The sequence below is a fragment of the Microcystis wesenbergii NRERC-220 genome (genome assembly GCF_032027425.1).
Lineage (GTDB): Bacteria > Cyanobacteriota > Cyanobacteriia > Cyanobacteriales > Microcystaceae > Microcystis > Microcystis wesenbergii_A.
Window position 1 is genome coordinate 2529023 of record NZ_JAVSJA010000001.1, and the last position, 24450, is coordinate 2553472.

At 43.2% G+C, this 24450-nt stretch carries 22 protein-coding genes and 1 pseudogene; 11 read left to right on the forward strand and 12 right to left on the reverse strand.

The genetic code is table 11. The annotated features are described in order from the left end of the window. Window positions 1-241: 241 nt before the first annotated feature. The 6 genes from RAM70_RS12500 (at window position 242) to RAM70_RS12525 (ending at window position 2008) form a co-directional block, all read left to right on the forward strand. Window positions 242-454 (forward strand): hypothetical protein, encoded by a 213-nt coding sequence (locus tag RAM70_RS12500; protein WP_004163792.1) that lies wholly within the window; start codon window positions 242-244, stop codon window positions 452-454. Continuing rightward, window positions 451-732 carry a type II toxin-antitoxin system RelE/ParE family toxin gene (locus tag RAM70_RS12505; RefSeq protein ID WP_004163793.1) on the forward strand — a complete coding sequence of 94 codons (282 nt, stop codon included), beginning with the start codon at window positions 451-453 and terminating at the stop codon, window positions 730-732. The genes RAM70_RS12500 and RAM70_RS12505 overlap by 4 nt, the downstream gene beginning before the upstream one ends. Before the next feature lie 109 nt (window positions 733-841). Then, window positions 842-1117 (forward strand): BrnT family toxin, encoded by a 276-nt coding sequence (locus tag RAM70_RS12510; RefSeq protein ID WP_012265670.1) that lies wholly within the window; start codon window positions 842-844, stop codon window positions 1115-1117. Further along, the gene (locus RAM70_RS12515; protein ID WP_045356069.1) at window positions 1080-1355 is read left to right on the forward strand and encodes a BrnA antitoxin family protein; all 276 of its coding nucleotides are present in this window, start codon (window positions 1080-1082) and stop codon (window positions 1353-1355) included. The genes RAM70_RS12510 and RAM70_RS12515 overlap by 38 nt, the downstream gene beginning before the upstream one ends. Window positions 1356-1440: 85 nt before the next feature. Continuing rightward, window positions 1441-1680, forward strand: a complete 240-nt coding sequence (locus RAM70_RS12520) for a hypothetical protein (RefSeq protein WP_045356070.1) — start codon at window positions 1441-1443, stop codon at window positions 1678-1680. Further along, complete coding sequence (locus tag RAM70_RS12525; protein ID WP_045356071.1) at window positions 1670-2008, forward strand: type II toxin-antitoxin system PemK/MazF family toxin; 339 nt, start codon at window positions 1670-1672, stop codon at window positions 2006-2008. The genes RAM70_RS12520 and RAM70_RS12525 overlap by 11 nt, the downstream gene beginning before the upstream one ends. Before the next feature lie 236 nt (window positions 2009-2244). Here RAM70_RS12525 and RAM70_RS12530 read toward each other — a convergent pair whose 3' ends face one another. From RAM70_RS12530 to RAM70_RS12550, 5 genes are all read right to left on the reverse strand, one after another. Further along, window positions 2245-4056 carry a proline--tRNA ligase gene (locus tag RAM70_RS12530; protein WP_045356072.1) on the reverse strand — a complete coding sequence of 604 codons (1812 nt, stop codon included), beginning with the start codon at window positions 4054-4056 and terminating at the stop codon, window positions 2245-2247. 656 nt (window positions 4057-4712) lie between these two features. Next, window positions 4713-6308 (reverse strand): TIGR04222 domain-containing membrane protein, encoded by a 1596-nt coding sequence (locus tag RAM70_RS12535; RefSeq protein ID WP_288016783.1) that lies wholly within the window; start codon window positions 6306-6308, stop codon window positions 4713-4715. Between the two features lie 872 nt (window positions 6309-7180). Then, a complete protein-coding gene (locus RAM70_RS12540; RefSeq protein ID WP_312673998.1) occupies window positions 7181-8911 on the reverse strand; it encodes an Rqc2 family fibronectin-binding protein in 1731 nt (576 codons plus the stop codon). A 143-nt stretch (window positions 8912-9054) separates the two neighbouring features. Further along, a complete protein-coding gene (gene gcvT / locus RAM70_RS12545; RefSeq protein WP_312674000.1) occupies window positions 9055-10161 on the reverse strand; it encodes a glycine cleavage system aminomethyltransferase GcvT in 1107 nt (368 codons plus the stop codon). Between the two features lie 546 nt (window positions 10162-10707). Beyond that, entirely contained in the window at window positions 10708-12417 is a 1710-nt protein-coding gene (locus tag RAM70_RS12550; RefSeq protein WP_312674002.1) for a serine protease, read from the reverse strand. A 497-nt stretch (window positions 12418-12914) separates the two neighbouring features. On the opposite strand from RAM70_RS12550, the pseudogene RAM70_RS12555 reads away from it, so the two are divergent. Then, a pseudogene (locus tag RAM70_RS12555) lies at window positions 12915-13228 on the forward strand (DUF4164 domain-containing protein). A gap of 86 nt (window positions 13229-13314) precedes the next feature. Continuing rightward, window positions 13315-15954, forward strand: a complete 2640-nt coding sequence (locus RAM70_RS12560; protein WP_312674005.1) for a cation-translocating P-type ATPase — start codon at window positions 13315-13317, stop codon at window positions 15952-15954. Window positions 15955-16335: 381 nt separating this feature from the next. Here RAM70_RS12560 and hemB read toward each other — a convergent pair whose 3' ends face one another. Then, window positions 16336-17322, reverse strand: coding sequence for a porphobilinogen synthase (hemB, locus tag RAM70_RS12565; protein WP_045356086.1), 987 nt, complete (start codon window positions 17320-17322; stop codon window positions 16336-16338). Between the two features lie 549 nt (window positions 17323-17871). Here hemB and RAM70_RS12570 point away from each other — a divergent pair. Together RAM70_RS12570 and RAM70_RS12575 are read left to right on the forward strand one after the other, a co-directional pair. Then, window positions 17872-18237 carry a phasin family protein gene (locus RAM70_RS12570; protein WP_045356090.1) on the forward strand — a complete coding sequence of 122 codons (366 nt, stop codon included), beginning with the start codon at window positions 17872-17874 and terminating at the stop codon, window positions 18235-18237. A gap of 59 nt (window positions 18238-18296) precedes the next feature. Then, window positions 18297-18677 (forward strand): hypothetical protein, encoded by a 381-nt coding sequence (locus RAM70_RS12575; RefSeq protein WP_045356091.1) that lies wholly within the window; start codon window positions 18297-18299, stop codon window positions 18675-18677. Window positions 18678-18753: 76 nt separating this feature from the next. Here RAM70_RS12575 and RAM70_RS12580 read toward each other — a convergent pair whose 3' ends face one another. The 3 genes from RAM70_RS12580 to RAM70_RS12590 form a co-directional block, all read right to left on the reverse strand. After that, window positions 18754-18903, reverse strand: coding sequence for a hypothetical protein (locus tag RAM70_RS12580; RefSeq protein ID WP_045356093.1), 150 nt, complete (start codon window positions 18901-18903; stop codon window positions 18754-18756). Window positions 18904-19103: 200 nt separating this feature from the next. Then, window positions 19104-19736 (reverse strand): retron system putative HNH endonuclease, encoded by a 633-nt coding sequence (locus tag RAM70_RS12585; protein ID WP_045356095.1) that lies wholly within the window; start codon window positions 19734-19736, stop codon window positions 19104-19106. Next, window positions 19733-21013 carry an AAA family ATPase gene (locus RAM70_RS12590; protein ID WP_312674008.1) on the reverse strand — a complete coding sequence of 427 codons (1281 nt, stop codon included), beginning with the start codon at window positions 21011-21013 and terminating at the stop codon, window positions 19733-19735. Before RAM70_RS12590 ends, RAM70_RS12585 begins: the two co-directional genes overlap by 4 nt. Window positions 21014-21299: 286 nt before the next feature. Here RAM70_RS12590 and RAM70_RS12595 point away from each other — a divergent pair, with 286 nt between their 5' ends. Next, entirely contained in the window at window positions 21300-22490 is a 1191-nt protein-coding gene (locus RAM70_RS12595) for a class I SAM-dependent methyltransferase (RefSeq protein WP_312674009.1), read from the forward strand. Between the two features lie 229 nt (window positions 22491-22719). Here RAM70_RS12595 and RAM70_RS12600 read toward each other — a convergent pair whose 3' ends face one another. The 3 genes from RAM70_RS12600 to ybeY form a co-directional block, all read right to left on the reverse strand. After that, complete coding sequence (locus tag RAM70_RS12600; protein ID WP_002738935.1) at window positions 22720-22959, reverse strand: DUF4327 family protein; 240 nt, start codon at window positions 22957-22959, stop codon at window positions 22720-22722. Window positions 22960-23418: 459 nt separating this feature from the next. Beyond that, complete coding sequence (locus tag RAM70_RS12605) at window positions 23419-23907, reverse strand: diacylglycerol kinase family protein (protein WP_045356098.1); 489 nt, start codon at window positions 23905-23907, stop codon at window positions 23419-23421. A gap of 32 nt (window positions 23908-23939) precedes the next feature. Next, complete coding sequence (ybeY, locus tag RAM70_RS12610; protein ID WP_152606940.1) at window positions 23940-24449, reverse strand: rRNA maturation RNase YbeY; 510 nt, start codon at window positions 24447-24449, stop codon at window positions 23940-23942. Window position 24450 lies beyond the last annotated feature (1 nt).

Below are 24450 nucleotides of genomic sequence, written 5' to 3' on the forward strand. Positions count from 1 at the left end.
AAAACAACTCAGCCTTGCGACAAAGCATAAGCTAACTGTTCCTCATCAGAAGCCCCAATCAGTCCTTCCTCTGAAGACATTGTAACATCAATCCCTCACATTCTTAAACCTTTGGCGATCGCCTGAGAAACCCCTTCATCCAGTGCGATCGCCGATATTGTAGGATGCGTTACGCCACGCTAACCCATCCTATCTTTACTGCTATAATTAGCTCCAAAGACCACCATAACCAACTAAAACCATGACTCAAGCCACCTTTGCAGAAATACTAGACGCAACCGAACAACTTCCCCCAGAAGCTCAAGAACAACTTATTCACATCTTGAAAAGTCGCCTGCGAGACCAAAAAAGAGCCGAATTAATTAAAGACATTGAAGAAGCTCAACAGGAATACGCTCAAGGTCAATGCCAATCCGCAACCCCTCAACAACTAATGGAAGAGATCCTTGCATGAGTTTTGTGTTATTGCGCTCCAATGTGTTTATTAGAAACGCTCGTAAAATTATCAAAAAACAGCCTTCGTTCGCTCAAAATATTCAAGACACCTTAGAATTATTGCAAATAGACCCTTTTCAACCTAGATTAAGAACCCACAAATTAAAAGGGGAACTCAAAGAATCCTATGCTTGTAATGCAGGCTACGATTTGAGAATTATCTTTAAATTTGTTGATCATGAAAATCAGCAAGCCATTCTTTTGGAATCTCTTGGAACCCACGATGAAGTTTACTAGGGTGATCTTGTAGATTATTTTACTATCCATATCACAATCCCAATAACTTGGAGCGTGGCGGTGACAACAATTGGCAACTACAATAGATTGTTGTAACAGTCGTTCAGTTATGGAATACCGATGGGATGAAGCAAAACGACTTACTAATCTTCGTAAACACGGTATAGATTTTGCCGATGTTCCCGCCGTTTTCGATGGGGACATTTTAACGGTTGAAGATGATCGTCTCGATTATGGAGAGCAGCGTTTTGTTACATTGGGTTTACTAAAAGGGCGAATTATTGCCGTTGTCCATACCGAACGTGAGGATTACACTCGTATTATTTCTGCAAGAAAGGCAACGAAATATGAACAACGAACCTACTTTAAGCAACTCTCAAACTGATTGGCAACGATTAGACGCAATGAGCGATGAAGATATTGATTTGTCAGACTGTCCAGAAATTACACCCGAAATGTTTGGGAGAGCCGTAGTGCGGCGAAGTGTCCCCGTAATCAGGGCCAAAGCTGAAGTTACTCTCTCCATTGATAATGATGTATTCGAGTGGTTTAAATCTCAGGGAAAAGGCTATCAAACACAGATCAATGAGTTGCTCCGAGCCTATATGGAAGCGCACCAATAACCAATAAAAAATGCGATCGCTGTAGCTACTTCCACTTTCCATAATTTTTAATGTTAGAGTCGAATCGCCCCCTTTAGACTTTGCTATGGGTGCGATTGAAACCACTGGTATCCTCAACACCCAAGGGCAAATTCAACTTGATCATCCTATTCCCCAAGAAAAAGATAGATTTGTGCGCGTCATTCTTTTGATGTCGGAGGATGAACTGAACGAAAAAAACTGGCTAGATACCGTTTCCCATAACCCTAGCTTTGCTTTTCTGCATGATCCCGAAGAAGATATTTATACCCTAAACGATGGACAACCGGTAAGCAATGAAGGGTAAAATCGTTTTAATTCAATTTCCCTTCGACGATTTATCTTCCAGTAAAGTTCGCCCTGCTTATTGCCTAACCAATCAAATTGGAGGCTATCAACACATTATCTTTGCCCTAATTACCAGTCGTATTCCAAAAAATACCCTTCATACAGATATTATTCTGAGACCAGAAAATCCAGATTTTATGATGAGTGGTCTTCGCAAATCGTCAGCCATCAGACTTGATCATTTAGTAAAAATTCGCTCCTCACTGGTTCAGCGTGAACTAGGCTCATTATCATTAAAAACCCAAACCTTAATTATAGATATTTTGTCCGATATTCTACGTTCCTAAAAAAATACGCTCACTGATTCCTTATTGCGGCAAGAGGAGGGATTGAATCATCGTCAAGCTTTTGAGCAGCCCAGAATTACAGAGTCAGCCTTTTGAAATTAGCTGATAGAATTAAAGAGAAAGCGAAGCAAACAGCAACTTATGCTAAAAACCAGGCAACAGTTTTTGATGCCTTCAACCAGTCATCTTCGCTCATCAAACCATAAACAAGCAAAATTATCTGTATATTTAATCACTCAATCAGAAGCTTTTACCTTTGAAATAGCAGTTTTTAAATAGGAAACTACCTCATTAATTGCTACTTCTGACGCTTTTTTACTGGCTCTTTCGACTAATTCCACCTTACCCGATTTGAGAGATTTACCCGTGACAATGCGATAGGGAATCCCAATTAAATCCGCATCTTTGAACTTAACTCCTGCACGTTCATCCCGGTCATCTAAAAGGGTTTCAATGCCGGCTTGATTTAACTCATTGTATAAACTTTCGGCGGTTTTTACCTGCTCGGCATCGGCTAAATTAGGAATAACCACAATCGCTTGATAGGGGGCAATAGCTACGGGCCAAATAATACCATCTTTATCGTAGGATTGTTCTACGGCTGCCTGGGCTAAACGCGATACTCCTATGCCATAACAACCCATACAAATGGGGGTAGATTCTCCCGCTTCATTAGTATAAAAAGCATTCATAGCTTGAGAATATTTATAGCCCAATTGGAAGATATGACCGACTTCAATTCCTCTAGCACTTTGCAAGGTTTGATTAGGATCGTGAATAGCTCGATCGCCTACCCGGGCTTTGCGTAGATCGACGATTAATTCCGGTAAGATAAAATCTTTACCCCAATTCGCCCCCACTAAATGAAACCCCGTTTCATTAGCACCAGTGATAAAGTTTTCTAAGTCTGTCACGGTGGTATCTGCTATGCGTAAAAATTGAGGGGCGATATCGCTGGCTTTTTTGAGCAAATTATCTTCTAAGTCGGGAGCGATATAACCCAAAGGTAAGGGTTTAGTTGCCCATTTCTGTTGAGCGGCAGCATCGGGTATTTTTAAAGCCAAAATTGTTTTAGCATTGTAACGGCCCGCCTGTCTAACTAATTCATTTTGTAGTTTAACTTCGTTAACCTCTTGATCGCCGCGAATATGCAGTAAAACTAAAACAGTTATGCCGCTATCATAAACCACTTCGTAGAGAACATTTTTGACGATAGCAGTGGCAGAACAATCGAGAAATTTAGCTAAACTTTCGATCGTGTTGGTGTTAGGAGTTTCTTTTTTAGCCAACTTTTTAAAGGGAGAAGCCACTTTATCTGCTGGCAAAGAAACGGCTTTTTCCACATTAGCCGCATACTTTTCATCGGCAGTAAATAAAACCTCATCTTCTCCGGCATCAGCTAAGACCATAAATTCTTGGGATGCGGAACCGCCAATCGCTCCAGAATCTGCTTCTACTGCCCGAAAAGCTAACCCACAACGGCGGAAAATATTGCGGTAAGCTATATCCATCGCTTGATAGGTTTTCTTTAAACATTCCTCGTCGAGATTGAAAGAATAGGCATCTTTCATAATAAATTCCCGTCCTCGCATTAAACCAAAACGAGGGCGAATTTCATCGCGAAATTTAGTTTGAATCTGATATAAATTAACTGGTAATTGTCGATAGGAACGAATTAAATCACGAGCGACGGCAGTAATTACTTCTTCGTGAGTCGGTCCTAATCCTAACTCCCGCTTTTGCCTGTCCGTCAGGGCAAACATAATCCCTTCTGCTTTCGTGTAGGTGTCCCAACGGCCCGATTCTTGCCAGAGTTCCGCCGGTTGCAGTTGGGGAAGTAAACATTCTTGGGCGCCGGCTTTATTCATTTCTTCCCGGACTATCTGGGAGACTTTCTGTAAAACCCGCCACATCAGGGGTAAATAGGCGTAAATGCCGCTGCCAATGCGACGAATGTAACCGGCACGGACCAAGCATTTATGACTGGGGATTTCCGCCTCGGCCGGATCTTCCCGGAGGGTGACAAAAAGCTGTTGAGAGAGTCGCATCCTATCGATATCCTTTTGAACAGAAGACTTTCTATTATCTCATCAAAGGAGAGCGACTGCAATTATCAATTACTTGTGTTGACAAACAATAACAGCGATCAGTTTACCGATTCTCAGGTATTTCCCCTCACAACTTGAGACTGGTTGGAGAAGCATTGAACCCTAGTTCCAATTGCCTAACTCCCTTGTTCTCTACTCTAGGAAATATGAGCGTTCAGGTTGATCGCTGTTATCGTCGTTATCGAGACAGAATGTAACTTTAACAGGGTTTACTCCTTTGTGAACTTGACCTTTATAACCTTGCCAGTCGATCTGTCAGGGAAGCTTTTTTCTTTAGCTTCAATTATTAATATAACATCGGATCGGGGCTAGAAGTCTTTTTCTTAATTAAAGTTTACATTACTGGGATCAAGGAAAAGCCTAGATGTTTTGACGCTTAACCAGTGGATAATTAGGTTATAGTTCTGGCTGCAGGGAAATTAATTTTGCACGACTACTTGTAAGCTAAAACGCATCTTAGATGCGTTTTAGCTTATTAAGCCAACCCTACTTAAGCAATCAAACCAGGGAGGAGATTAAGGCAAAAATTAACAGGGCTACGGTGGCGGGAATGTTCAACGGAACGATCGAGCGGCTGTTAATAGCCTTGAACTCAATCAACCTCCACCACCACAACCACCACCACCACAACCACCACAACCACCACAACCGCCACTGCCGCCGCCATCACTGCCGCCACTGCCGCCACAACCGCCGCTGCCGCCATCACTGCCGCCACTGCCGCCATCACTGCCGCCACTGCCGCCATCACTGCCGCCACTGCCGCCACCACTGCCGCTACTAGCAGCGGCTATGGGAGTCAGCATTTGATACAAGTCTGCTAAAGCCATATCCGCCATCAGAACTGTTGCTCCAAACAACGCAACCGCAAGTACAAGTTCAGAATCGCTGCTATTGGCTGTTTTTAAATGTTGTAAGCGATTTGTTAAATCATTAAAAATGATCTCTCCATAACGGCTGCGCTGACGCTGTGGTTTGACAAAAAACCTTGCTCCCAAAACTAGAAGCCCAAATATACAGATGAGAAGTAAACCAACGGGCTTATCGCGAGAAATTCCCACCGCCATTTTGCACAAGCCTATTCCTAGAAGAATAACCACAATCAATGATGGATAAATTTGCGCTTTCAATGCTTGGGCATCGCTCAGAAACAAACCAAGCTGTTCTAGGCGGGAACGAATGCTATCTTTCATTCCTGTAGACTTCCGGAAAACCTGTTCAATTGCCCCATCAGTGGCCAAAATATCTTGGGCGACCGCCTTTTCTACAGGATCGGCAATAGCATCGATCTTTCCTGTCACCACCAGTTTGCCTTGTGTTTTTCTAAAAGCAAATGGTGATTTTTCTTTTAATACCTCCACATAGCCTTGTTTTACCAAACTGGCGATTGCGGCCATAATCAGGCGATGATTGCCCCCCGCCAAGAAAGCTATCTCGTAAGTATTTAAATCAGGTTGCTGATTTATATTACCGCTAACTAGGCACAGGGAAAAACGTAGCCAGGCTGCCAAAGCGATTCCCATTACTCCTAGGGAAATATAGAAGGTTAAAAATTCCGGACCTGTAAAATTCATTGGGTTAGGAATTTGGGAGATTATCTGACAGCTAGTTATCATCAGTGAGAGGAAGACTAAAAAGGTAAAGATGCCTATTTTTCGCAGTTGTGGTTTCAAGAAGATTGTCAAATTAGGTTTTGACAAAACCCAGCTTTGTTGACTGTTGATCCGGATAAAATGCAAATCTCGCCCGAATCGGTCTTTGGGTTTAGGCCAAATATCTATTGGAGGAATATGTCCAAAAAACTGTTCGTAACTTTCTAGCGTCTTGCTATACCAACTGCCAAATTTTAATTGCTCGGATGAACCCCCACGAGTCGGCTCGTGATGTAATGTGGTTTGCAAAATTTTGGGACAGAACTCTTGCCAGTACAATCGCGTATAGGTCAGATGTAAATGCCAAACTTGATCGATTTGGTCGGATGGCGTGACCGGATGTCCTGCTGCAACGGCTAGAAATATAAACTTTTTGTATTCCTCGATCGCTCTCTGAGTATAGCCTAAGGACCAGCCGTTATCTTTTGCTAATCGTTGGCTGAAAGATAATTGACTATCTGGCCGATCCAAGGCAAATGCCTGAATTCTTTTATATAGCTCTGTCTGTTGAAAGTTCATCGTTCCTAATGGGCTATCCATAAACCCGGCCTCCCGAGAAAAACTGTTTCTAGTCGTTTATTTAGGCCGAAGAGGCTTAACTATGCGTTAAGTTTAAATTTCTTTACCGAAAAATTGGGTTTAAAGCCTCGCCCTTTGAGGGCGACTTTATAGGATGTATGATATTAAGAATAGCGGGCAGGGTAAGCAACCGCTTAAAAAACCCAGTCATCGCCGGATGAACGCACCGTTCGGCAAAAGCTCACGGCCGAAGCCTTGAAAACTAGAGTTATGGGGTTCTATAGGGGAATGCTCCTATAGGTAAAAATTCTCAGCACCAAGTACCAAAGAAACCAATGATTTTAGAGGTTTTGAACTGTATCGTAGGGCATACGAAAACAGGCTTCTGTAAGGTCGCGAAAGTCTGGGGAGAGAACCACCTCTGGGTTGGATTTCGCCAGGAATCTAATTCAAGTGGACTCGTTGAGCCAGAAATTCTCAGCAGTGATGCTAGAAGAATCCACGTCGTAAACGGCGTGGGGTATGTCAAAAAAAGCTGGATGCCAACTATCCCTCTTTCATCCCAAAGATAGAGCAAATATTCTCAACAATCAAACTCAGTCATCTGGGCAATAAGTCTCGGAAACCGAAAAGAAAGTTGAGGAAAGTGACAGAACCGGTTAGGTGAAGATAAAATACCAGTGGTCGCTTTAATATCACCTGAATAGTCGGTTTTTTGTGTCTTTCCCGAGACTATCGGCTGCTACCACTGGTTTGCTGTTGTTTGTTGTTGTAATCCGAGGAAATATAGTTCTTGCGTTCCCAAGCGCCTGAACTGCATTTGTCTCTATAGTAAAAATTGTAACAGACAATACCCATTTTGTGTAAAAAAAAGTAAACAATTTGGTAAAAAATTATTTTTTGCGGTAATCCTCAACCCTCTGAGGACAGCCCCAGATTACCGTTTCCTGTTTGTAAACCACCATACCGGGCTTGGCGCCCTTGGGTTTATAGACGTATTTGGGACGGGTATAGACGACGGGAACCTGTTCACTATGGCGAGCGCGGCTATAATAAGCGGCGTAATCGGCGGCAAATTGCAGATCGGCGGCTTCTGGAACTGTACCGGGGGTTAAACGGAGTAAAACGTGACTACCAGCGATTTCTTGACTATGAAACCAGATATCGTAATCGCTGGCACTACGAAAAGTTAGCCGATCATTTTGACGGTTATTTCTGCCAATCCATAATTCTACTCCAGAGGGAGTAGTAAAGCGCATGGGTTCGGATTCTTTATTATTCGCCCGATTACGCCGGTAATTGCTTTCTAGATACTTTTGTTGGATTAATTCTTCTTGTATCTCGTCTAGGGCCTCTAAATCTTCGCTGCTGCTATAATTCTCTAGTTGACTTAAACTCGATCGCACTTGTTCGAGATAATTAATTTCACTGACCACTTCCTCTAATAAAGGTTCCACCGCTAACCGCGCCCTTTTTAATTTCTGATGTTGTTTATAAAAATATTGGGCATTCTGCACGGGATTTCTTTCGGGATCGAGAGGAATAATGACAGGGTTTCCTGTCTGGAAATCCGCCAAACTAATGCTAGTCATTCCCTGCTGTATTTGCTGCAGATTTGCCATTAATAAATCCCCTTGCTCTTTATAGCGATCAGCATGAGCAGATTCTGCTAGTCTTGTTTGAAATCCTGCGGCTTTAGTTTGCAGTTTAGTCAGTAAAGAGATGACTTTTTGGCTTAATTTTTGCTGTAGTTGTCGAAAGCTTTCTTGATTAATTTGGTCGCTATAATAACGGTTTAATAATTCTTGAACATTTTTAGCCGCTGCCAGTATCTCCCCACCGATAACTGTATAACCTTCTCTTGTCCATCCGGGTTGAAAGGTTTTATTTTCGAGCATTTTTAACCATTCTTGCCAAGCTGAAAAGAGCTTTTCCCAATCATTAGTATCTAACTGATCCGTGTTTAATTTCGGGTTAATTTTGGCTTTTTGCAACAGCGATCGAGCGATAACTGGACTAACTCCACGATAGGTACTAACTAACTGTTTTTCGATAGTTTTAGGGATTAAACTAACCCTAGCTTGCCAACTGCTCAAGGATTCTTCTAAACTGGGATTTGTTGCCAATAAAACGGGGGGTAGTTGATAGATTTGTCCCGTTTGTACGGTGCGAACACTGGACTGGGTGGCATTGACTTGATGGGCAACGGTGACAATTTGATTGTCAGCCGCAGTTAAAATGACATTGCTATATTTGCCGATAATTTCTATATACAAATGCCACAGCGCCGGATCATCGGGACGTTGGGCAAATTGTAGATCGATGACTCTTTCCCACGGGGCAACAAATGCTAATTTTGTCAGCGCCAAACCATTGAGTTGATGACGCAATTGATCGCTGAAAGTGAAGGTATCAGGGACTTTTGGCGGTGGCTCACCAATATGCAGCCGCGCCCCTTGGGGATGCCAAGAAATAATTAACCATCCCTTGCGATCGAAGGTTCGTAAATAGAGGGCGATCGTTTGGCGATCAATTTGATACACTTGTTCTAGTCTCGCCGGTAGCCAAGGGGCGGCAATTTCGGCACAAGTGGCGCTGAGGGTGGTAAAGTCTACGGATTGCATTTTCAGTTATCAGTTATCAGTTATCAGTTATCAGTTATCAGATTTGAGTTTTAAGTGGACAGTGTTATCTAGCAGTTGCCGTTTTCTCTTCACTGATTACTGATTACTGTTCACTGAAAAGCCACCTAACCTCGATCACCTTTTTACTTTTTACTTTTGTAAAAGGGTTTTTTGACTACGGTAGCGGGGTAGGTGGTGCCGCGGATTTCCACTTCGATCGCCTGTCCGATCGAGGCGAAAGGTGTGGGAAGATAGGCTAAAGCGATCGCTGTGTTTAAAGTTGGTGATAAAGTGCCACTGGTGACTTTACCCACCGTTTCTCCGGCAAATACTACTGGATAATCGTGACGAGCGATATGTTTGCCAGACATCTGCAATCCCACCAAGCGCCGATTGACACCATTAAGTTTTTGGTCTTCAAGGACATCGCGACCGATAAAATCGCCTTTTTCTGGCAGATGAACCAACCAATTTAAGCCAGCCTCTAGGGGACTCGTGCTATCGTCGATATCCTGTCCATAAAGGGCTAAAGCTGCCTCTAAACGCAGGGTATCCCGGGCCCCTAAACCGCAGGGAGTCACCCCTAAATTTAAGAATTCTGTCCAAAGTTGCTGTCCGATTTCAGGAGGGGCCATAATTTCAAAGCCATCTTCTCCCGTGTAACCGGTCCTAGCGATAAAAACTTTTTCCCCGAAAAGCTGGCTTTCCCAGTGATTAAATAGACCAAAATCGCTTAATTTTTCCCCGATCAAGGGCTGTAAAATTGTCGCTGCCTTTGGTCCTTGCAGAGCAATTAAGACCCTTTCTCGGGATAAATCCGCTAATTTGACCCCCGAACCCTCTAAATTGCCTAAAATCCATTCTCGATCTTTATCGGTGGTTGAGGCATTAACAATTAACACGCCCTGGCTTTCGCTTTGGTAGTAAAAGATAATATCATCGATTATACCACCCTCTGGGTTAAGTAAAACGCTATATTGTGCCTTTCCTGCCCTTAAACGGGCTAAATTAGAGGGAACTAGGGTTTGGAGAGATTGAACCAGATTATCTCCAGTTAAGATAAATTTGCCCATGTGGGAAATGTCAAACATCCCGACACCGTTGCGGACAGCATTATGTTCGATTTTTAGGCCGCTAAACTGTATCGGCATCTCCCAACCCGCAAAAGGGGTAAATTTGCTGGTTTGTTGGGCAATTAGGTCGTATAAGGGGGTACGAATAGCGGGGGAAGTTGCTTCTTGGTTAGCCACGGTGATCTCGATCGAATGGTTTTCTGCCTAGAGTAGCATAGCAGTTATCAGTTATCAGTAACCAGTAAACAGTTATCAGTAACCAGTAAACAGTAAATAAGTAGGTAGGCGTTAAAAATTATCAGACACCACCGTTATCAAGGGGGACTAAGGGTAGGGTTGATTCATGAATCAACCCTACTATGAATCAACCCTAGGACTAAGGGGGGATCGAACCTAAAATCCATTTTTAATTTAATTATAACCAGCTACTTAGTAAACAGTAAACAGTGATCAATCATACTAAATCCGTTGAGTACAGGCTAGTTATGCGGAGAAGCAGTCATGCAAGAGGCACTCATGCAAAGGGGAATAAATAATCAGTTTTTAATAACTGGATTTAGTATCACTATCCACTGATAACTGATAACAAAGGCCGAAACTAAAACCTAATTTGTTAAGCTAAAAGCTTTGATGTACTTAGTTTATAACCTTCTTTTTAGGTAGGAGAATTGCCAGATTATTTCTTTTGCCTCTTGCCTCTTGCCTTCAGAAGCTGATTACTGATTACTGTTCACTGATAACTGAAAAAGTTCCCCAATCCCTTAACCTTTCTCGCACTCTGTCAATGGGAATTGCGAAACCGCAGCCCAATCTAACGGCATTTTCTAGGGGTTTAGGAGTGGAGGGATCATCACAAAATAAACTCGCTTGAGAAATCACTCCCACCACTTGATTTTTATCGTTTAAAACTGGACTTCCCGACTGTCCAGAAACGACAAACATGGACAAACTTAAGGATTTTTCGTTATTATCATTAACAGTGCCTTTGCTGACAGTCCAATCTTTTTGATTAAAAGGATTACCGATCGAGATTACCGGTTGATTAGGGGCAATTGGGAGGGGTGCTAAAGCTAAAGGTTTTAAATCTGGGGGAGGATTTTTTACCTCTAATACTGCTAAATCGAGCCAGTCATTAGGGGGGGTAGTGTGGAGAATTTTAGCTTTTGAACGCTTGCGAAGTTTTCCCTGGGGGGGTTGGCTATAATACTCGACAAAAATGCGCGCCTCTGCATCGATTTCTTGACGGGAATTCGTCACCACATGGCGGTTAGTCACGATCCAAGCTGTGTCTTGATCTCGTTTTAATAACCAACCAGTGCCGATGCCATTTTTATTTTGGCCGCGAATGATAATTTTAACAATTGAGCGTTTTAAATTTACCAGAGGATCACTCTTAACACTGGGAATTATCTCTGGCATTTTTAATAATTCGGGATTGTCATGAATTAATCGCCCCCGTTGGATTTCCTGTAAAATAAATCTAGCTTCTGATAAATTGGGATCAATTTCTACGGCCTGCCGACACCAATTGAGACCCTGATCGATCTGACCGCTATTGATATAGGTATAACAGAGATTTTCGTAAATCTTGGCATTTTTGGGACTAATTTGGCGTGCCTGTTGAAAAACTGCCATCGCTGCCCCTAGTTTGCCCTGTTCCGCTAAAGCTTTGCCTAAATAATTATAAATATCCCCATCTTTAGGGGCGTAAATTAAAGCCTGTCGATATATTTGCTCTGCTTGCTGCCATTTTCCCTGTTTTCCTAGGGCTTCTCCTAATTTTTTGTAGATTTCACCCTGATTAGGTATCAATTCTAGAGCTTGCTGATAGGCATAACTGGCCTCTGGCCAGAGTTGCTGTTCACTGTAGGCCTTTCCCAGATAAAAATAGGCTTTTCCCTGACTAGGATCGAGAAAAACCGCTGCTTGCAGAGCTTTCGCCGCCTCATCCCAACGTTGTAAACTATAGAGAGCTTTTCCTAGCTGAAATTGCCCTTTAAAAGTTGGTTTAATGATAATTGCTTTTTGGTAGGCATCGATCGCCTCTGACCATTTTTCCTCTTGGGCGAAGATATCTCCCAAAGCGACTAAATGATTACTTAGGGAGGGTTCCGTCGATGGTTTATCATTAACGATAAAACCACGATTATATGCTTCTAAGGCTTCAGAATAGCGTTTTTGACTTTGCAAGACCTGAGCGATTTTTATATGGGCTGGGACCAAATTTTCGTGGAAAGATAAAACGGTTCGGTAAGCAGACAGAGCCGATTCCTTTTCCCCCGCGGCCAAAAGTCGATCGCCTTGCCAGAGATAAGCCAAGGCAATAAGATAAAAAATAGCAAAGGGAGCGGCGGCGATGAAGGCAATAATTAAAAATATTTGCAGGGGTTTGCTAGAATAGCGGCGACCGATTTTAAGCTCTTTTCTTTTCATTTCTTGGTTAGGATAGACAACAGGCCAGAGGTGGTTCGATAGGTGTAATTAATTTTGTCTATGTACTTATAGGGGATGAGGGCAATAGTTAAAGTCGTGGCTGTTGGCCAGACAATTATCGATCAAAATGAGCAAGATGCCGGTTAAAGCCAGAAAATTGCTATTTTAATATATGTCCTAGCCAATTCTTATTTTATTTTTATATCCGAAGACTGACAACTGAACAAAGGCAATTGTGTCTATTATTTTAAAGGAAACTGCTAGACTTAAAACTATCGCGGAACATAACTCTAGTGCCGATTTTCCCCTTCACCTTGCACTAATTCCCTTTTCTTGAGACAGTGCTGAATGTTGCCAAGTTCTCGTCGTCTTCTTTTGTCTATCAACCTCTCCACTCTTGGCAAGAAAGCGATGAACCGGTTTAGTCTTAAAATAGTCCCCGATAGCTGACTGTCGATCGGGAACCGAGAAAATATGATCTAATGGAGTTGCTCACCATGTCTAACGAAACCGTTACCTATTCCCTAGAAGCTGTTTTGACTAGGATTGAGGGGAAAATTAACAATCTCCAAAAAGATGTTAACCAAAAATTTGACAAAATCGACGAACGGTTAAATAAGCTAGAGGTAAGACAGGCAAAGTTAACCGAAAAGGTTGAGGGCATCGATAATCGCCTAAAATCAGTGGAAGGAACCCAAAAAAATCAGGTTTGGACATTAATTATTCTTTGAGCAAGTGCGATCGCTACAGAGGGTTAGCCCTCATACCGACCATAGCCGTTGCTTTCTTCGCAACCTTCTCCAAGATTTGATCTAATCTCAGACAGAAGTAAGCCCGATCCAATTACCCACTCTCTATATGGGAGAATAGCCTGTGTGAAAAACCTAGGTAATTGTTATGGTTGCACATATACAAAATAGGCAGTTTAACGGGTTGTCTAGTCAAGAAGCTAGTGATCGCTTGAAACAGCACGGCTACAACGAACTCCCTTCAACCCAGCATCGTACTTTTTTAACCATCGCCCTAGACATTATCCAAGAGCCGATTTTCTTGCTCCTGATTGCCTGTGGTGTCATCTACCTCTTTTTGGGTGATGCTCAAGAAGCTCTGATTTTGTTGGGGTTTGTCTTTTTTATTATTGGCATCAATCTTTACCAAGAGCAGAAAACGGAACGTTCTCTAGAAGCACTGCGGGACTTATCCAGTCCGCGGGCCTTGGTGATTCGAGATGGGGAGCGGCAGCGAATTGCCGGCCGAGAAGTGGTAGAGGGGGATCTGATCGTGGTGGAGGAGGGCGATCGCGTTCCTGCGGATGCGATTTTGTTGTGGTCCACTCACTTGACGATTGATGAATCGCTGTTAACCGGAGAGTCAGTTCCGGTCAGGAAACGCACCATCCACAGGGAAGAAGACCCGAAGCACCTTTCAGCCACCTTGAGACCGGGTGGAGACGACTTGCCCACCGTCTATTCCGGTACTCTGGCGGTACAAGGGCAGGGCATTGCCCAGGTGCAAGCAACGGGTATCGGCACTGAAATGGGAAAAATTGGCAAAGCTCTGCAAACGGTTGAACCGGAAGACACGGTCTTACAGAAAGAAACCCGTCGCATTGTCGGTAAATTGACGATGATCGCGCTGGCCATTTGTGCGGCGGTGGTGGTGATTTATGGATTAACCCGGGCCGATTGGTTGCATGGCTTTTTGGCAGGATTAGCCCTGGCGATGGCAATTTTGCCCAATGAAATTCCGGTGGTGCTGGCCATCTTTCTGGCTCTGGGAGCGTGGCGATTCTCGCAAAAACAGGTACTAACCCGTCGCATTCCAGTGGTTGAAACCCTGGGTTCTGTCACCGTTCTTTGTGTCGATAAGACTGGAACCCTGACATTGAACCAAATGGCCGTCAAACAATTGTTGGTTTACAGCGGCCCCGGTGCTTATCTGTACGATGTGACGCTCCACGAGCGCGAACCCTTGCCAGAAGTCCTTCATCCCCTGATCGAGTTTGGTATTCTAGCGAGTCGCAAAGATCCCTTTGACCCGATGGAAAAAGCTTTGCAGCAAATTGGTTGGAATTACCTAGCCAAGACCGAACACCTGCACACCGATTGGCAACTACTGCACGAATATCCCCTGTCCACCGATCTCTTGGCCATGTCCTGTGTCTGGGAATCCCTGACGGGGGAGCTTACCGTTGCGGCAAAAGGGGCCCCCGAAGCGATCGCCGATCTCTGCCATTTCAGCCCGATTCAACAACAGGAGCTTGTCGAACAGATCCAGGCAATGGCCGGAGAGGGTTTGCGAGTTCTGGGAGTTGCCCAAGGACGCAAAATGGGAACATTACCCAAAACTCACGCTTTTGAGTCATCTGGGCCTCTAGCCTACTTAGAATCTGACGATCGCTTACCTGTTCAACAACACGACTTTGAGTTTGAATTTGTCGGACTGATCGGCCTGGAAGACCCCGTGCGTCCTACTGGGGCACCTGCGATCGCTGAATGCTATGGTGCGGGAATTCGCGTTGTGATGATTACGGGTGATTATCCGGTAACAGCCCAGAACATTGCCCGTCAGATTGGACTCAGGCCTTTAGACAAGGTGATCACCGGTAGGGAACTGGAGCAAATGGGTGAGTCGGAACTGCGCGATCGCATTCAAAGCACCAACATCTTTGCCCGTGTCGTCCCCGAACAAAAACTATTGATTGTCAATGCACTGAAACGCTCCGGGGAAATTGTGGCCATGACTGGTGATGGTGTCAACGATGCCCCGGCTCTCAAGTCTGCTCATATCGGCATTGCCATGGGTGAACGGGGGACCGATGTAGCGCGAGAGTCTGCCGATTTGGTCCTGTTGAAAGATGATTTTTCGTCCATCGTCGAATCGGTCAAACTGGGCAGACGTATCTTTGACAACCTGAAGAAGGGGATGGCCTATACCTTGGCCGTTCACGTTCCGATCGCGGGTATGTCGTTGATTCCAGTCATCTTTGGCTGGCCTTTGGTGCTACTCCCCATCCACATTGCCTTTCTGCACTTAATTATCGATCCGGCCTGCACGGTTGTGTTTGAAGCTGAACCGGCAGAAAGCGATATTATGCGCCGCCCACCCCGTAATCCCAAAGAACCCTTGTTCAGTCGTCGGACGTTGCGATTGGCTTTGCTTCAAGGGATCAGCGTTTTAGTGGTACTGGTTATTGTATTTGCGATCGCCTATAACAACGGCAATAGTGAATTTGATGCCCGTGCCTTAGCGTTTACGACATTGATTATCTCCAACCTGGCTATGATCCTAACCAATCGTTCCTGGTCCCGAACGATTCCAGAAATGCTCCAAGCTCCTAATCAGGCTTTGTGGTGGGTGATCGGCGGTGGACTACTCTTTTTGGGATTAGTTCTCTATGTTCCCCTGCTACGACACCTGTTCGGCTTTTCATTTCTACATACTGATGATTTGCTGGTCAGCTTAGTTTCTGGAGTTGTCAGTATTTTCTGGTTTGAAGGACTAAAACTGTGGAACCGTCGGAACATGAACATCTAAAAAATAAGCATGAATGGATGATCAGAACTTTTACCGAAAATGTTTGTATAAAAGGCATCATAGATTCCACGATCGGTTAACAAATCGTTGCAGCAGTGCGCTATGTAGTTGCTTGAATGAGAGGTTATCTACCGCTCCTAAACTCAATCGTTGGCAAGTATTTTTTTCAGGTAAGTAGCTGGTTATAATTAAATTGAAGATAGATTTTGTCTTTGATCCCCCCTGCCCCCCCTTGATAAGGGGGGTGCCGATAGGCGGGGGAATCTGACAGTTTTTAATACCTAACTACTTAATCCCTTTCAGGTAATCCCTAGAATTAATAGTAGCAACCTCACCCCCCCTTATCCTGATCGGTTAGCCAAAAATTGTCACCTTTCCGATTTAACCCTCTGCTAACCAGCGCACGGCATCCTTAGCGTGGTAGGTTAAGATAATATCGGCACCCGCCCGTTTAAAGCTGGTTAAAGTCTCTAAAGTCACCCGTTTTTCGTCAATCCAGCCATTTAACGCCGCCGCTTTAATCATTGAATATTCCCCCGACACATTGTAGGCAGCCACGGGTAAATTAGTCATTTCCTTGATTCTCCAGATAATATCCAGGTAAGATAGAGCAGGTTTAACCATTAACATATCTGCTCCCTCTAATACATCTAATTCCACCTCTTTTAAGGCTTCCCTGGCATTACCCGGATCCATTTGGTAGGTTCTGCGATCGCCGAATTGGGGGGTAGAATCGGCGGCATCCCGAAACGGCCCATAATAGGCAGAGGCATATTTAGCCGTATAGGAAAGAATCGGTGTATCACTATAACCCGCCTCATCCAATCCTTGACGAATTGCCTGCACAAAACCATCCATCATTCCCGATGGTGCAATGATATCCACTCCCGCTTTTACCTGGGAAACGGCGGTTTTTTGCAATAATTCCAGAGTGGGATCGTTTAATACCCTGCCGGTTAAATCTCCCGTTTGCAGATAACCACAATGACCATGGTTGGTATATTCACACAAACAAGTATCGGCGACAATGAGTAAATCAGGAACTGCCTCTTTAATTGCTGTGGCCGCTTTTTGCACAATACCATGATCGTGCCATGCTCCCGTCGCCTCTGTGTCTTTACTTTCCGGCAGCCCGAATAAAATAATCGCTGGAATTCCTAAATCCCGCACTTCCTTGGCTTCGTCAACAATTTTATCGATTGATAATTGGTACACCCCCGGCATCGATTTGACTTCCTGGGCAATACCTTCCCCCGCCGTGGCGAAAAGGGGATAGATAAAGTCATTGGCTGTCAAGACGGTTTCACTCACCAGACGGCGCATTTGAGGGGTTTGACGCAGACGACGGGGGCGATGAATAGGAAACATAGTTTTTTGTGATTAAATCGGGAATCTGGTCTCGATTCTTTAGTTTAAATCTTTGGTTAGGATGAACACAAATCGATTCAGCCGGCTGCTGGCTGCCGGCAGCTAGCCGCAATATTTAGTTATTTTGAGCTTAATCACACTATTTAGGTCAAAAATGACCTAATGAGGCTTTATCGTCGTTTTGAGGGCGAAAAACCAGCAATTTGACTAAAATTTAATCTTTATAGCCATCAATTTTGCTGTTGCCACCACCTCATCTCTTTACAAAACTTTACCTCATCAGTTAACAGTTATCAGATGTGAGTTTTCAGTTCACTGATGGCTCTCTTGGATAGAGGCGCAAGCGTTCACTGATTACTGTTTACTGTTCACTGTTCACTGACTTGAAAGAGGGTGTAGGGTGTGGGGTGTGGGGTGTAGGGAAGGAAACCTCTTTCATCTGTGGGGGTGAAAATTTTTTCATCGGGACTGACTCCCAAAACCCATTTCCATTTGCGAGAAGGATCGTTTATTCTGGGAAGTAAGAGCGATCGATTCAGGATTTTTGCTATGGCCAACTTAGGTGATTTAGTCAAAAAAGCAGTTTATTTGGGCGTAGGCATTGCCGCTTATGCCGCCGAAAAAGCTGAAGTAAATTTACAAGAATTAAGAAATCAAGCCCAAAAAATAGCCGATGAGATGATTTCTCGCGGCGAAATAAACGCGGAAGAAGCGCGCAAATACGTTGATGAGTTGGTGAAACAGGCACAACAGCAAATGGTGGCAGGTAATGAATCTAATATTCCCCATGAACCCCGGCGGATAGAAATTATTGAAGATGAGGAGGACACCAAAGCAGCCGATCCAAAAGTAGATGAATTGCGGCAAAAGGTGGAACGTCTTCAGGAAGAATTACGGAAACTGCAACAGGATTAAAACCTAGATTTTAGCGGCAAATAATTAATTATTACCAGACAAGGGACGCAAGTATAAACATGGACGATTGGCAGAAGGATTTTTGGGAAGTGATCGAAACTGTGGCGCTGGGAGTTGAAACTTTTTTCCAAGAAGTGACCCAAACTATCGAAGAAATTAATGAGGAAATTATCATCGATCTGGAACAGTTTATTCAAGAGGTTTTGCCCCAGGAATTAGAAGAATTTTTTAACTCCGATGAATCCCTATTTTCGGAATTAGATGAACCTTCGGATTTTATCCTCACTCCCAAGGTTAACCCCGATCCTAACACCCATCCTGCTTGTATCGGTTGCCGTAATTATCACGGCTATATCTACGGAGACAATCTTCTCGTCTGCGGTTTCCATCCCTACGGTTGGAATGGTGATAGTTGTCCCGATTGGCAAGCAGAGGATTAATTATTTTTCCAGAAAATAAGGCAGGGTTCTTATCCCTACCTTATTTTATTTCAAAGCAATTATCCGTCATTTTTAGTTAAGAATTACCCTTGGGAGCATGGTAGGGTTCAGCATCAAAAGGCTGCATCCCCACATCGGGATACTCATCATTGTTGGGGCTAAAAATGCGAGCAAAAGCCTCTGTTAGGTACTGGACAAGATTGTGTAACGTATCCTTGATATTCATTGCTTTTCTCTCCGACTCTCGACAACAATCTCCGTTCAACTTGGGAAAGGTTGATCCACCCCTCCACTCCCATTATCTGGCCAGAATCTCATCAATTGTTGACTTTTGAGATAATTCTTGAATAATCTTCATAAGACTTTATATTTTTTCTTGTTTATTTAAACTTTTATAATAATTCTTGTATTTTTGTCAAGGAACGATTATTCAATTAAATCGCTGAACAAATATTTGATTGTTGTCCAGAAAGGTTTGTATCTTTGTTGATCATCTAAGCATAAATATCCATTGACAAAAAATTTTAATTCGTCATTATCTATCTCCTCATCCAAAAAAGGATCGATGGCTGCCTTACGAAGTGCCTTGAGTTTATTGAGGTTTAATCCCAACTTTTCGATAGTATTAATTGCTTTTTGATCATCTTCTTGTGCGGGTTTAATTGCACCATCATCATTAAAAGCAAAGTGAGACTCACAATCGGGATTAAGTGGAGAGATTAAGAGATTTTCATCAAACCAGTTATTTTTTAGATTACCACAGTACCGAAATTCACTAGGCGTAAGATTTGCCTGACAGGAACATAGCAAATTGGCATAATCTAAGGGATCAACAGTGGGATCACTCTGAGGTTTAAAATGTTCTATATGGCATTTACCATCAATCAATCGATTTTCACAATAACAACATATTTCCCCCTGTTCTGTCATCAAAGCTTTAATTAGTATTTCTTTTGGTTTTCCTGCTAAATTTTTAAAGTCGGGCTGCCAATCTGAGTTAGCTTGCTCTTTCCAATTCTTAAACTCTGGTGGTTCTTGTCTTTTCCTAATATACTTCATTTTCCGATAATTTCCTTGCGTCGAATAATAACTTCAGCTTTAATTAATTCTGGATCATCTTGAATTTTAGCTCTGAGATCATTGATTTTATTTTTAGCTGCCTCTAATTGATTTTGAGAGATTTGTTCATAGATATCTTTCAAAGCTTCAGCGATTTCCTTGGGACGAGTTGTCTCTAATCCCATCAAATCTTCTAAAATTCGATCAACATTTTTGCCGTAGGACTCTTGCACGGGATGAAATTTTATTCCCATTTCTGTTTGTTCCATGAAGTGTAAACTTTCTGGCTGAACATGAGTGATAATATTAGGAGAATGGGTGGAAATAAAAAATTGACAGTTAGGAAAAACTTCTAGTAATTTAGGTACTACAAATCTTTGCCATTGAGGATGTAAATGTAAATCAATTTCGTCAATGATAATAACGCCAGTACCCGTTAAGGGATAAGGATTTTGAGGATTAGCAATCGCCATTCTTCGAGCTAAATCTCCCAGCATAGCAATCAGACATTTTTCTCCATCAGAAAGTTGATTAACAGTAACTATTTTATTCTTTTTTGTTACTTCCATTCTCAAGGGATTACGACGGACGCTAAGATTACTAAAATCGGGTAGAAAACGTTCGATCGTTTCCCGAACCGCTTCCAATTGGGGATCAGGAAAACAAAAACCTTCTGGTTTAATTAGATAATCCTGATATTTTCTATTTTCATTTTCTAAATCTTCGCGCTCGCGAAACCATTCAAAAAAAGTGCGAAAATCTGATCCACTGGTTAAAGCATTTTCGTAGGCACTTAGAGATTCAAATTGATGTTTTGTTTTAATTTTTAAGGGTATATCCAGCACTGCTCGATTAACAGAATAATAAACAAATAAAGGTAAGTTAATTTGTCCTTGATGTTCAGTAATTTGTCGTTGTATTTGTTGAGTGTATTCATTTAATTGGCTAAAATTACTCCGTTCTCCAGCGTGGATATATCCAGTCCTAGTTTTTACTATTTTCCAAGTAATCTCTTGACTATCTTCCGTCACCCCCGTGATTTCAATTATAGCCGTCCCCTGACCATTATTAATCTCGGTTTCGCTCATCTGTCGTCCACTGGCATTAGTATTTTTTAGGCGATTAACTAACCATGAAAGCATAATCGCCAAACTATCTAAAATGGTGGATTTTCCCGCACCATTAACTCCTATGAATACGTTGAGTTGCCGATGAAAGTCGATGTTTAAACTGACTGCACCTCGATAATTAATAAGCTTTATAGACTTAATTTTCATGGTTTTTGTATCGGCAAGATTTGCTTATATTTGAGATAATTGTTAGAGAATGACTCTCGAATAATTGCCAGTAAAACTTAGATAGGGTTAAGAGACAGTAGGACAAGGAATAGAAAAGAATATTGAGCAAGGAAATAATATCTAATTTTGGCACAGAACCGGATAGTCATAATGATTATTTATCATTTACCCTCGACCAACTCAAAAAAAACCCCGGCTGACTTTCCCGATCGCTGCCCTCTGTGAGACAATCGATCGAGTGTTATCCTAAACTCCGCCAATTTTCATGTCCGACGACGCTACTATTCGCACTGCTGTACAACGTCTCTACAATACCTATCCTTTCCCCCCCGAACCGCTCCTAGACGAACCTCCTCCGGGTTACAATTGGCGCTGGAATTGGATTGCTGCCTATAACTTTTGTTGTCATCGTAAACCCGAACGAGAGGATATCCGCATTCTCGATGCAGGTTGTGGTACTGGTGCGGGAACCGAATATCTGCTCGCGCTCAACCCTTTCGCTCATGTAGTCGCGATAGATATCAGTGAAAAAGCTCTAGAAATTGCCAAAGAACGCTGTAATCGTTCGGGAGTCGCAGCAAAGCACCGAGGTTCTCTGGATTTTCACCATTTACCCCTCGAATCGGCCACCAATCTCCCCGGAGAATTTGATTTAATTAACTGCGTCGGGGTGCTGCACCATCTCCCGGACCCGATTAAAGGGATTCAATCCCTCGCACAAAAACTGGCCCCCGGTGGTCTGCTGCACATTTTCGTCTATGCTCAATTGGGCCGCTGGGAAATCCAGTTAATGCAATCTGCGATCGCACTTTTGCAGGGAGACCGACGCGGGGATTATAAAGATGGGGTCGCTGTCGGCCGAGAGATTTTTGCCTCTCTACCGGAAAATAATCGCATTTTGAAACGGGAAAAAGAGCGTTGGTCAATGGAAAATCATCGCGATGAGTCCTTCGCTGATATGTACGTTCACCCCCGGGAAGTGGACTATAATATCGATACCCTCTTTCAACTGATTGATGCGTCAGGATTAGCCTTTATTGGCTTTTCTAACCCTTCCTACTGGCAATTAGAGCGTTTATTGGGTAAATCCCCCGAATTGATGGCTAGAGCGCAAAATTTAGGGGAAAGGGAACGTTATCGCTTGACGGAATTATTAGACCCGGAAATCACCCACTATGAATTTTTCCTCGCTAAACCACCGATTTTTACTGCCGATTGGTCCGGGGATCAAGTCCTAGAGAATGCAGTGGCCGAAGTTCATCCCTGTCTTTACGGCTGGCCTAGTGCAAGTGTTCTAGATTACGATTATCGGCCGGTTAATCTCTCGGAAAGAGAATTTGCTTTTTTACAAGCTTGTGATGGTCGTTTAAGCGTGGGAGAAATCGACGCTCAAGTTGCTTTAGGATTAACCGGTGTGCGTTCTTTACAACAGCGCCAACTACTGATTTTAAGTTAGGGAAAATTTGGGGATGTTAGAGATAGCGTCCCTTGGCAATGGGTAACTTGTGAACTAACTTTGCTAAATCTCACAAAAACTTCTTTTTTCTTAACAATTATCCCCCTCCTGTTCCCATAGTTTCAGCCCCAGAACTAACTGGGGCTGAATTATAATAGTTAAGAAAGTGGACAAAGCTGCTAAATTTCTGATTAGTCCGATTTTTCCCCAGATCGGCAAACGGGAGAGTTTAATCATTATCCCAAGATTCCGAGGCGATTAAGTCACCAATTTGATCCCTGAGAAGGTAGTCACACCGTTCTAGTTCACATTCAACACAAACCCACTCCCGGGGGGGAATGAACTGACAGAGAGTGTAGATCGGTTGGTGTCTGCTCACTACCCCCTGTTCTACCATCTGACGGACTTCGTCCTTAATCATCCTGATAGAGTAAGCGGTGGGAGCGGTGGAGAAAGTTATGGCACTCATGGGAGATTTCCTGCAAGATCTACAAAAGAAGTCTTATCACTAACTATAGTCTAACCTATAGAGGGACAAAAGAGATTTTTTGCTGTATCGACGATTACAATTTTTTATATATAGCGAAACCCTCTCCCCTTACCAGTTTAGGCTTAGGTTAAGAAAAGTTAAATTGATCGGCTAAAAGCTGTCGAGTCCCCTTATGCCAAATCAGTTATCAGTGATCAGTTATCAGTGATCAGTTAAGCTGTTGACTATCTAATATTACTGGTTAGGACTGCACCGCAGTGCCGGAGTTGGCAGCAGGGAGAGGAAGTTCGAGCATTTGTACTGAAGTTTCCCCTACGCATTTTAAAATCAGTACAGCTTATCAGTGATCAGATTTGAGTTTTCAGTTCACTGTTCACTGTTTACTGTTTACTGGACGGCTACGCCGTGCCTTTGGCAACACTGAAAAAAGCTTCCAGCTTAAACTAATAAATGGGGAATAAAAATAAAAGCCGCTACGAGTAAAGCTGCGATCGAGGCGATTAAAACGGCACCAGCGGCACAATCTTTCGCTATTTTGGCTAAATCATGGTAGGATTGCCCCACCGTCAAGTCCACCACTGATTCTAGAGCAGTGTTAATTAATTCTAAGACCATCACCAGGGCGCAGGTAAGGGTGACAATCGCCATTTCCAGGACATTAACTCGCAAAAATAAGCCCCAACTAATCGCTACTAGGGTAATCAGGGTGTGAATGCGAAAATTTCTCTGACTGACAAAAGCATAACGGACTCCTGCCCAAGCGTAGCGAAAACTGACTAACAGATTCGAGGCGACTTGCCAAGCGTATTCTCTTTGAGTCGAATTGTTGCCCTCATCCACCCGTCCCGATCGAGGGATAAAATTATTATTGAGATAGGGATTAGATATGCTGGCAGATTGGTTGGCTTGATGATAATTTGTCTTCATATTCCTCAATAATGCTTGACAAAAATAACTAACTATGTATCGGCAATTTTGACGGTCTCTAATAAAGTTTCCTGTAAAGATAGCATTTCTAACAGACTTGTTTCATCGGGATGGTCCCAACCTAAAAGATGTAAACAAGCGTGGGCAGTTAACCAGGCCAATTCTCGCGCCAAAGGATGATTTTGTGTTAAAGCCTGTTGTTGTGCTGTCTCGACAGAAATGATAATATCCCCCAAATATAAAGGTTCTGTCTCTAAAATGCGCTCATCGACTGGTAAATCCACTTCGAGAGTGGCAAAAGCGAGAACATCCGTCGGTTGATCTTTGTGGCGATATTGGCAATTATAGGTCTGAATTTCTCGATCGTCTGTTAAGCGCAAACTTATTTCATAACCGGCGGCAACGGGGAGATAATCCGATAGATAGCCTAACCATGTCTCCAACCAATAGTGCCAAGTTTCCCCATCCACAGGACTATTTCCGGGAGCAAAATAATTATCCTGTAGGCATAAATCCACCACTAGGGGCAAAGTCTCACTCACC

Coding starts and splice junctions, on each gene's coding strand:
- RAM70_RS12530 (WP_045356072.1), bottom strand. CDS start 4,056: ATGCGACTCTCTCAACAGCTTTTTGTCACCCTCCGGGAAGATCCGGCC.
- RAM70_RS12570 (WP_045356090.1), top strand. CDS start 17,872: ATGGCCAACTTAGGTGATTTAGTCAAAAAAGCAGTTTATTTGGGCGTA.
- RAM70_RS12500 (WP_004163792.1), top strand. CDS start 242: ATGACTCAAGCCACCTTTGCAGAAATACTAGACGCAACCGAACAACTT.
- hemB (WP_045356086.1), bottom strand. CDS start 17,322: ATGTTTCCTATTCATCGCCCCCGTCGTCTGCGTCAAACCCCTCAAATG.
- RAM70_RS12535 (WP_288016783.1), bottom strand. CDS start 6,308: ATGGATAGCCCATTAGGAACGATGAACTTTCAACAGACAGAGCTATAT.
- RAM70_RS12505 (WP_004163793.1), top strand. CDS start 451: ATGAGTTTTGTGTTATTGCGCTCCAATGTGTTTATTAGAAACGCTCGT.
- RAM70_RS12575 (WP_045356091.1), top strand. CDS start 18,297: ATGGACGATTGGCAGAAGGATTTTTGGGAAGTGATCGAAACTGTGGCG.
- RAM70_RS12560 (WP_312674005.1), top strand. CDS start 13,315: ATGGTTGCACATATACAAAATAGGCAGTTTAACGGGTTGTCTAGTCAA.
- RAM70_RS12605 (WP_045356098.1), bottom strand. CDS start 23,907: ATGAAGACAAATTATCATCAAGCCAACCAATCTGCCAGCATATCTAAT.
- RAM70_RS12525 (WP_045356071.1), top strand. CDS start 1,670: ATGAAGGGTAAAATCGTTTTAATTCAATTTCCCTTCGACGATTTATCT.
- RAM70_RS12580 (WP_045356093.1), bottom strand. CDS start 18,903: ATGAATATCAAGGATACGTTACACAATCTTGTCCAGTACCTAACAGAG.
- RAM70_RS12515 (WP_045356069.1), top strand. CDS start 1,080: ATGAACAACGAACCTACTTTAAGCAACTCTCAAACTGATTGGCAACGA.
- RAM70_RS12595 (WP_312674009.1), top strand. CDS start 21,300: ATGTCCGACGACGCTACTATTCGCACTGCTGTACAACGTCTCTACAAT.
- RAM70_RS12550 (WP_312674002.1), bottom strand. CDS start 12,417: ATGAAAAGAAAAGAGCTTAAAATCGGTCGCCGCTATTCTAGCAAACCC.
- RAM70_RS12540 (WP_312673998.1), bottom strand. CDS start 8,911: ATGCAATCCGTAGACTTTACCACCCTCAGCGCCACTTGTGCCGAAATT.
- RAM70_RS12590 (WP_312674008.1), bottom strand. CDS start 21,013: ATGAAAATTAAGTCTATAAAGCTTATTAATTATCGAGGTGCAGTCAGT.
- RAM70_RS12510 (WP_012265670.1), top strand. CDS start 842: ATGGAATACCGATGGGATGAAGCAAAACGACTTACTAATCTTCGTAAA.
- RAM70_RS12600 (WP_002738935.1), bottom strand. CDS start 22,959: ATGAGTGCCATAACTTTCTCCACCGCTCCCACCGCTTACTCTATCAGG.
- RAM70_RS12585 (WP_045356095.1), bottom strand. CDS start 19,736: ATGAAGTATATTAGGAAAAGACAAGAACCACCAGAGTTTAAGAATTGG.
- RAM70_RS12520 (WP_045356070.1), top strand. CDS start 1,441: ATGGGTGCGATTGAAACCACTGGTATCCTCAACACCCAAGGGCAAATT.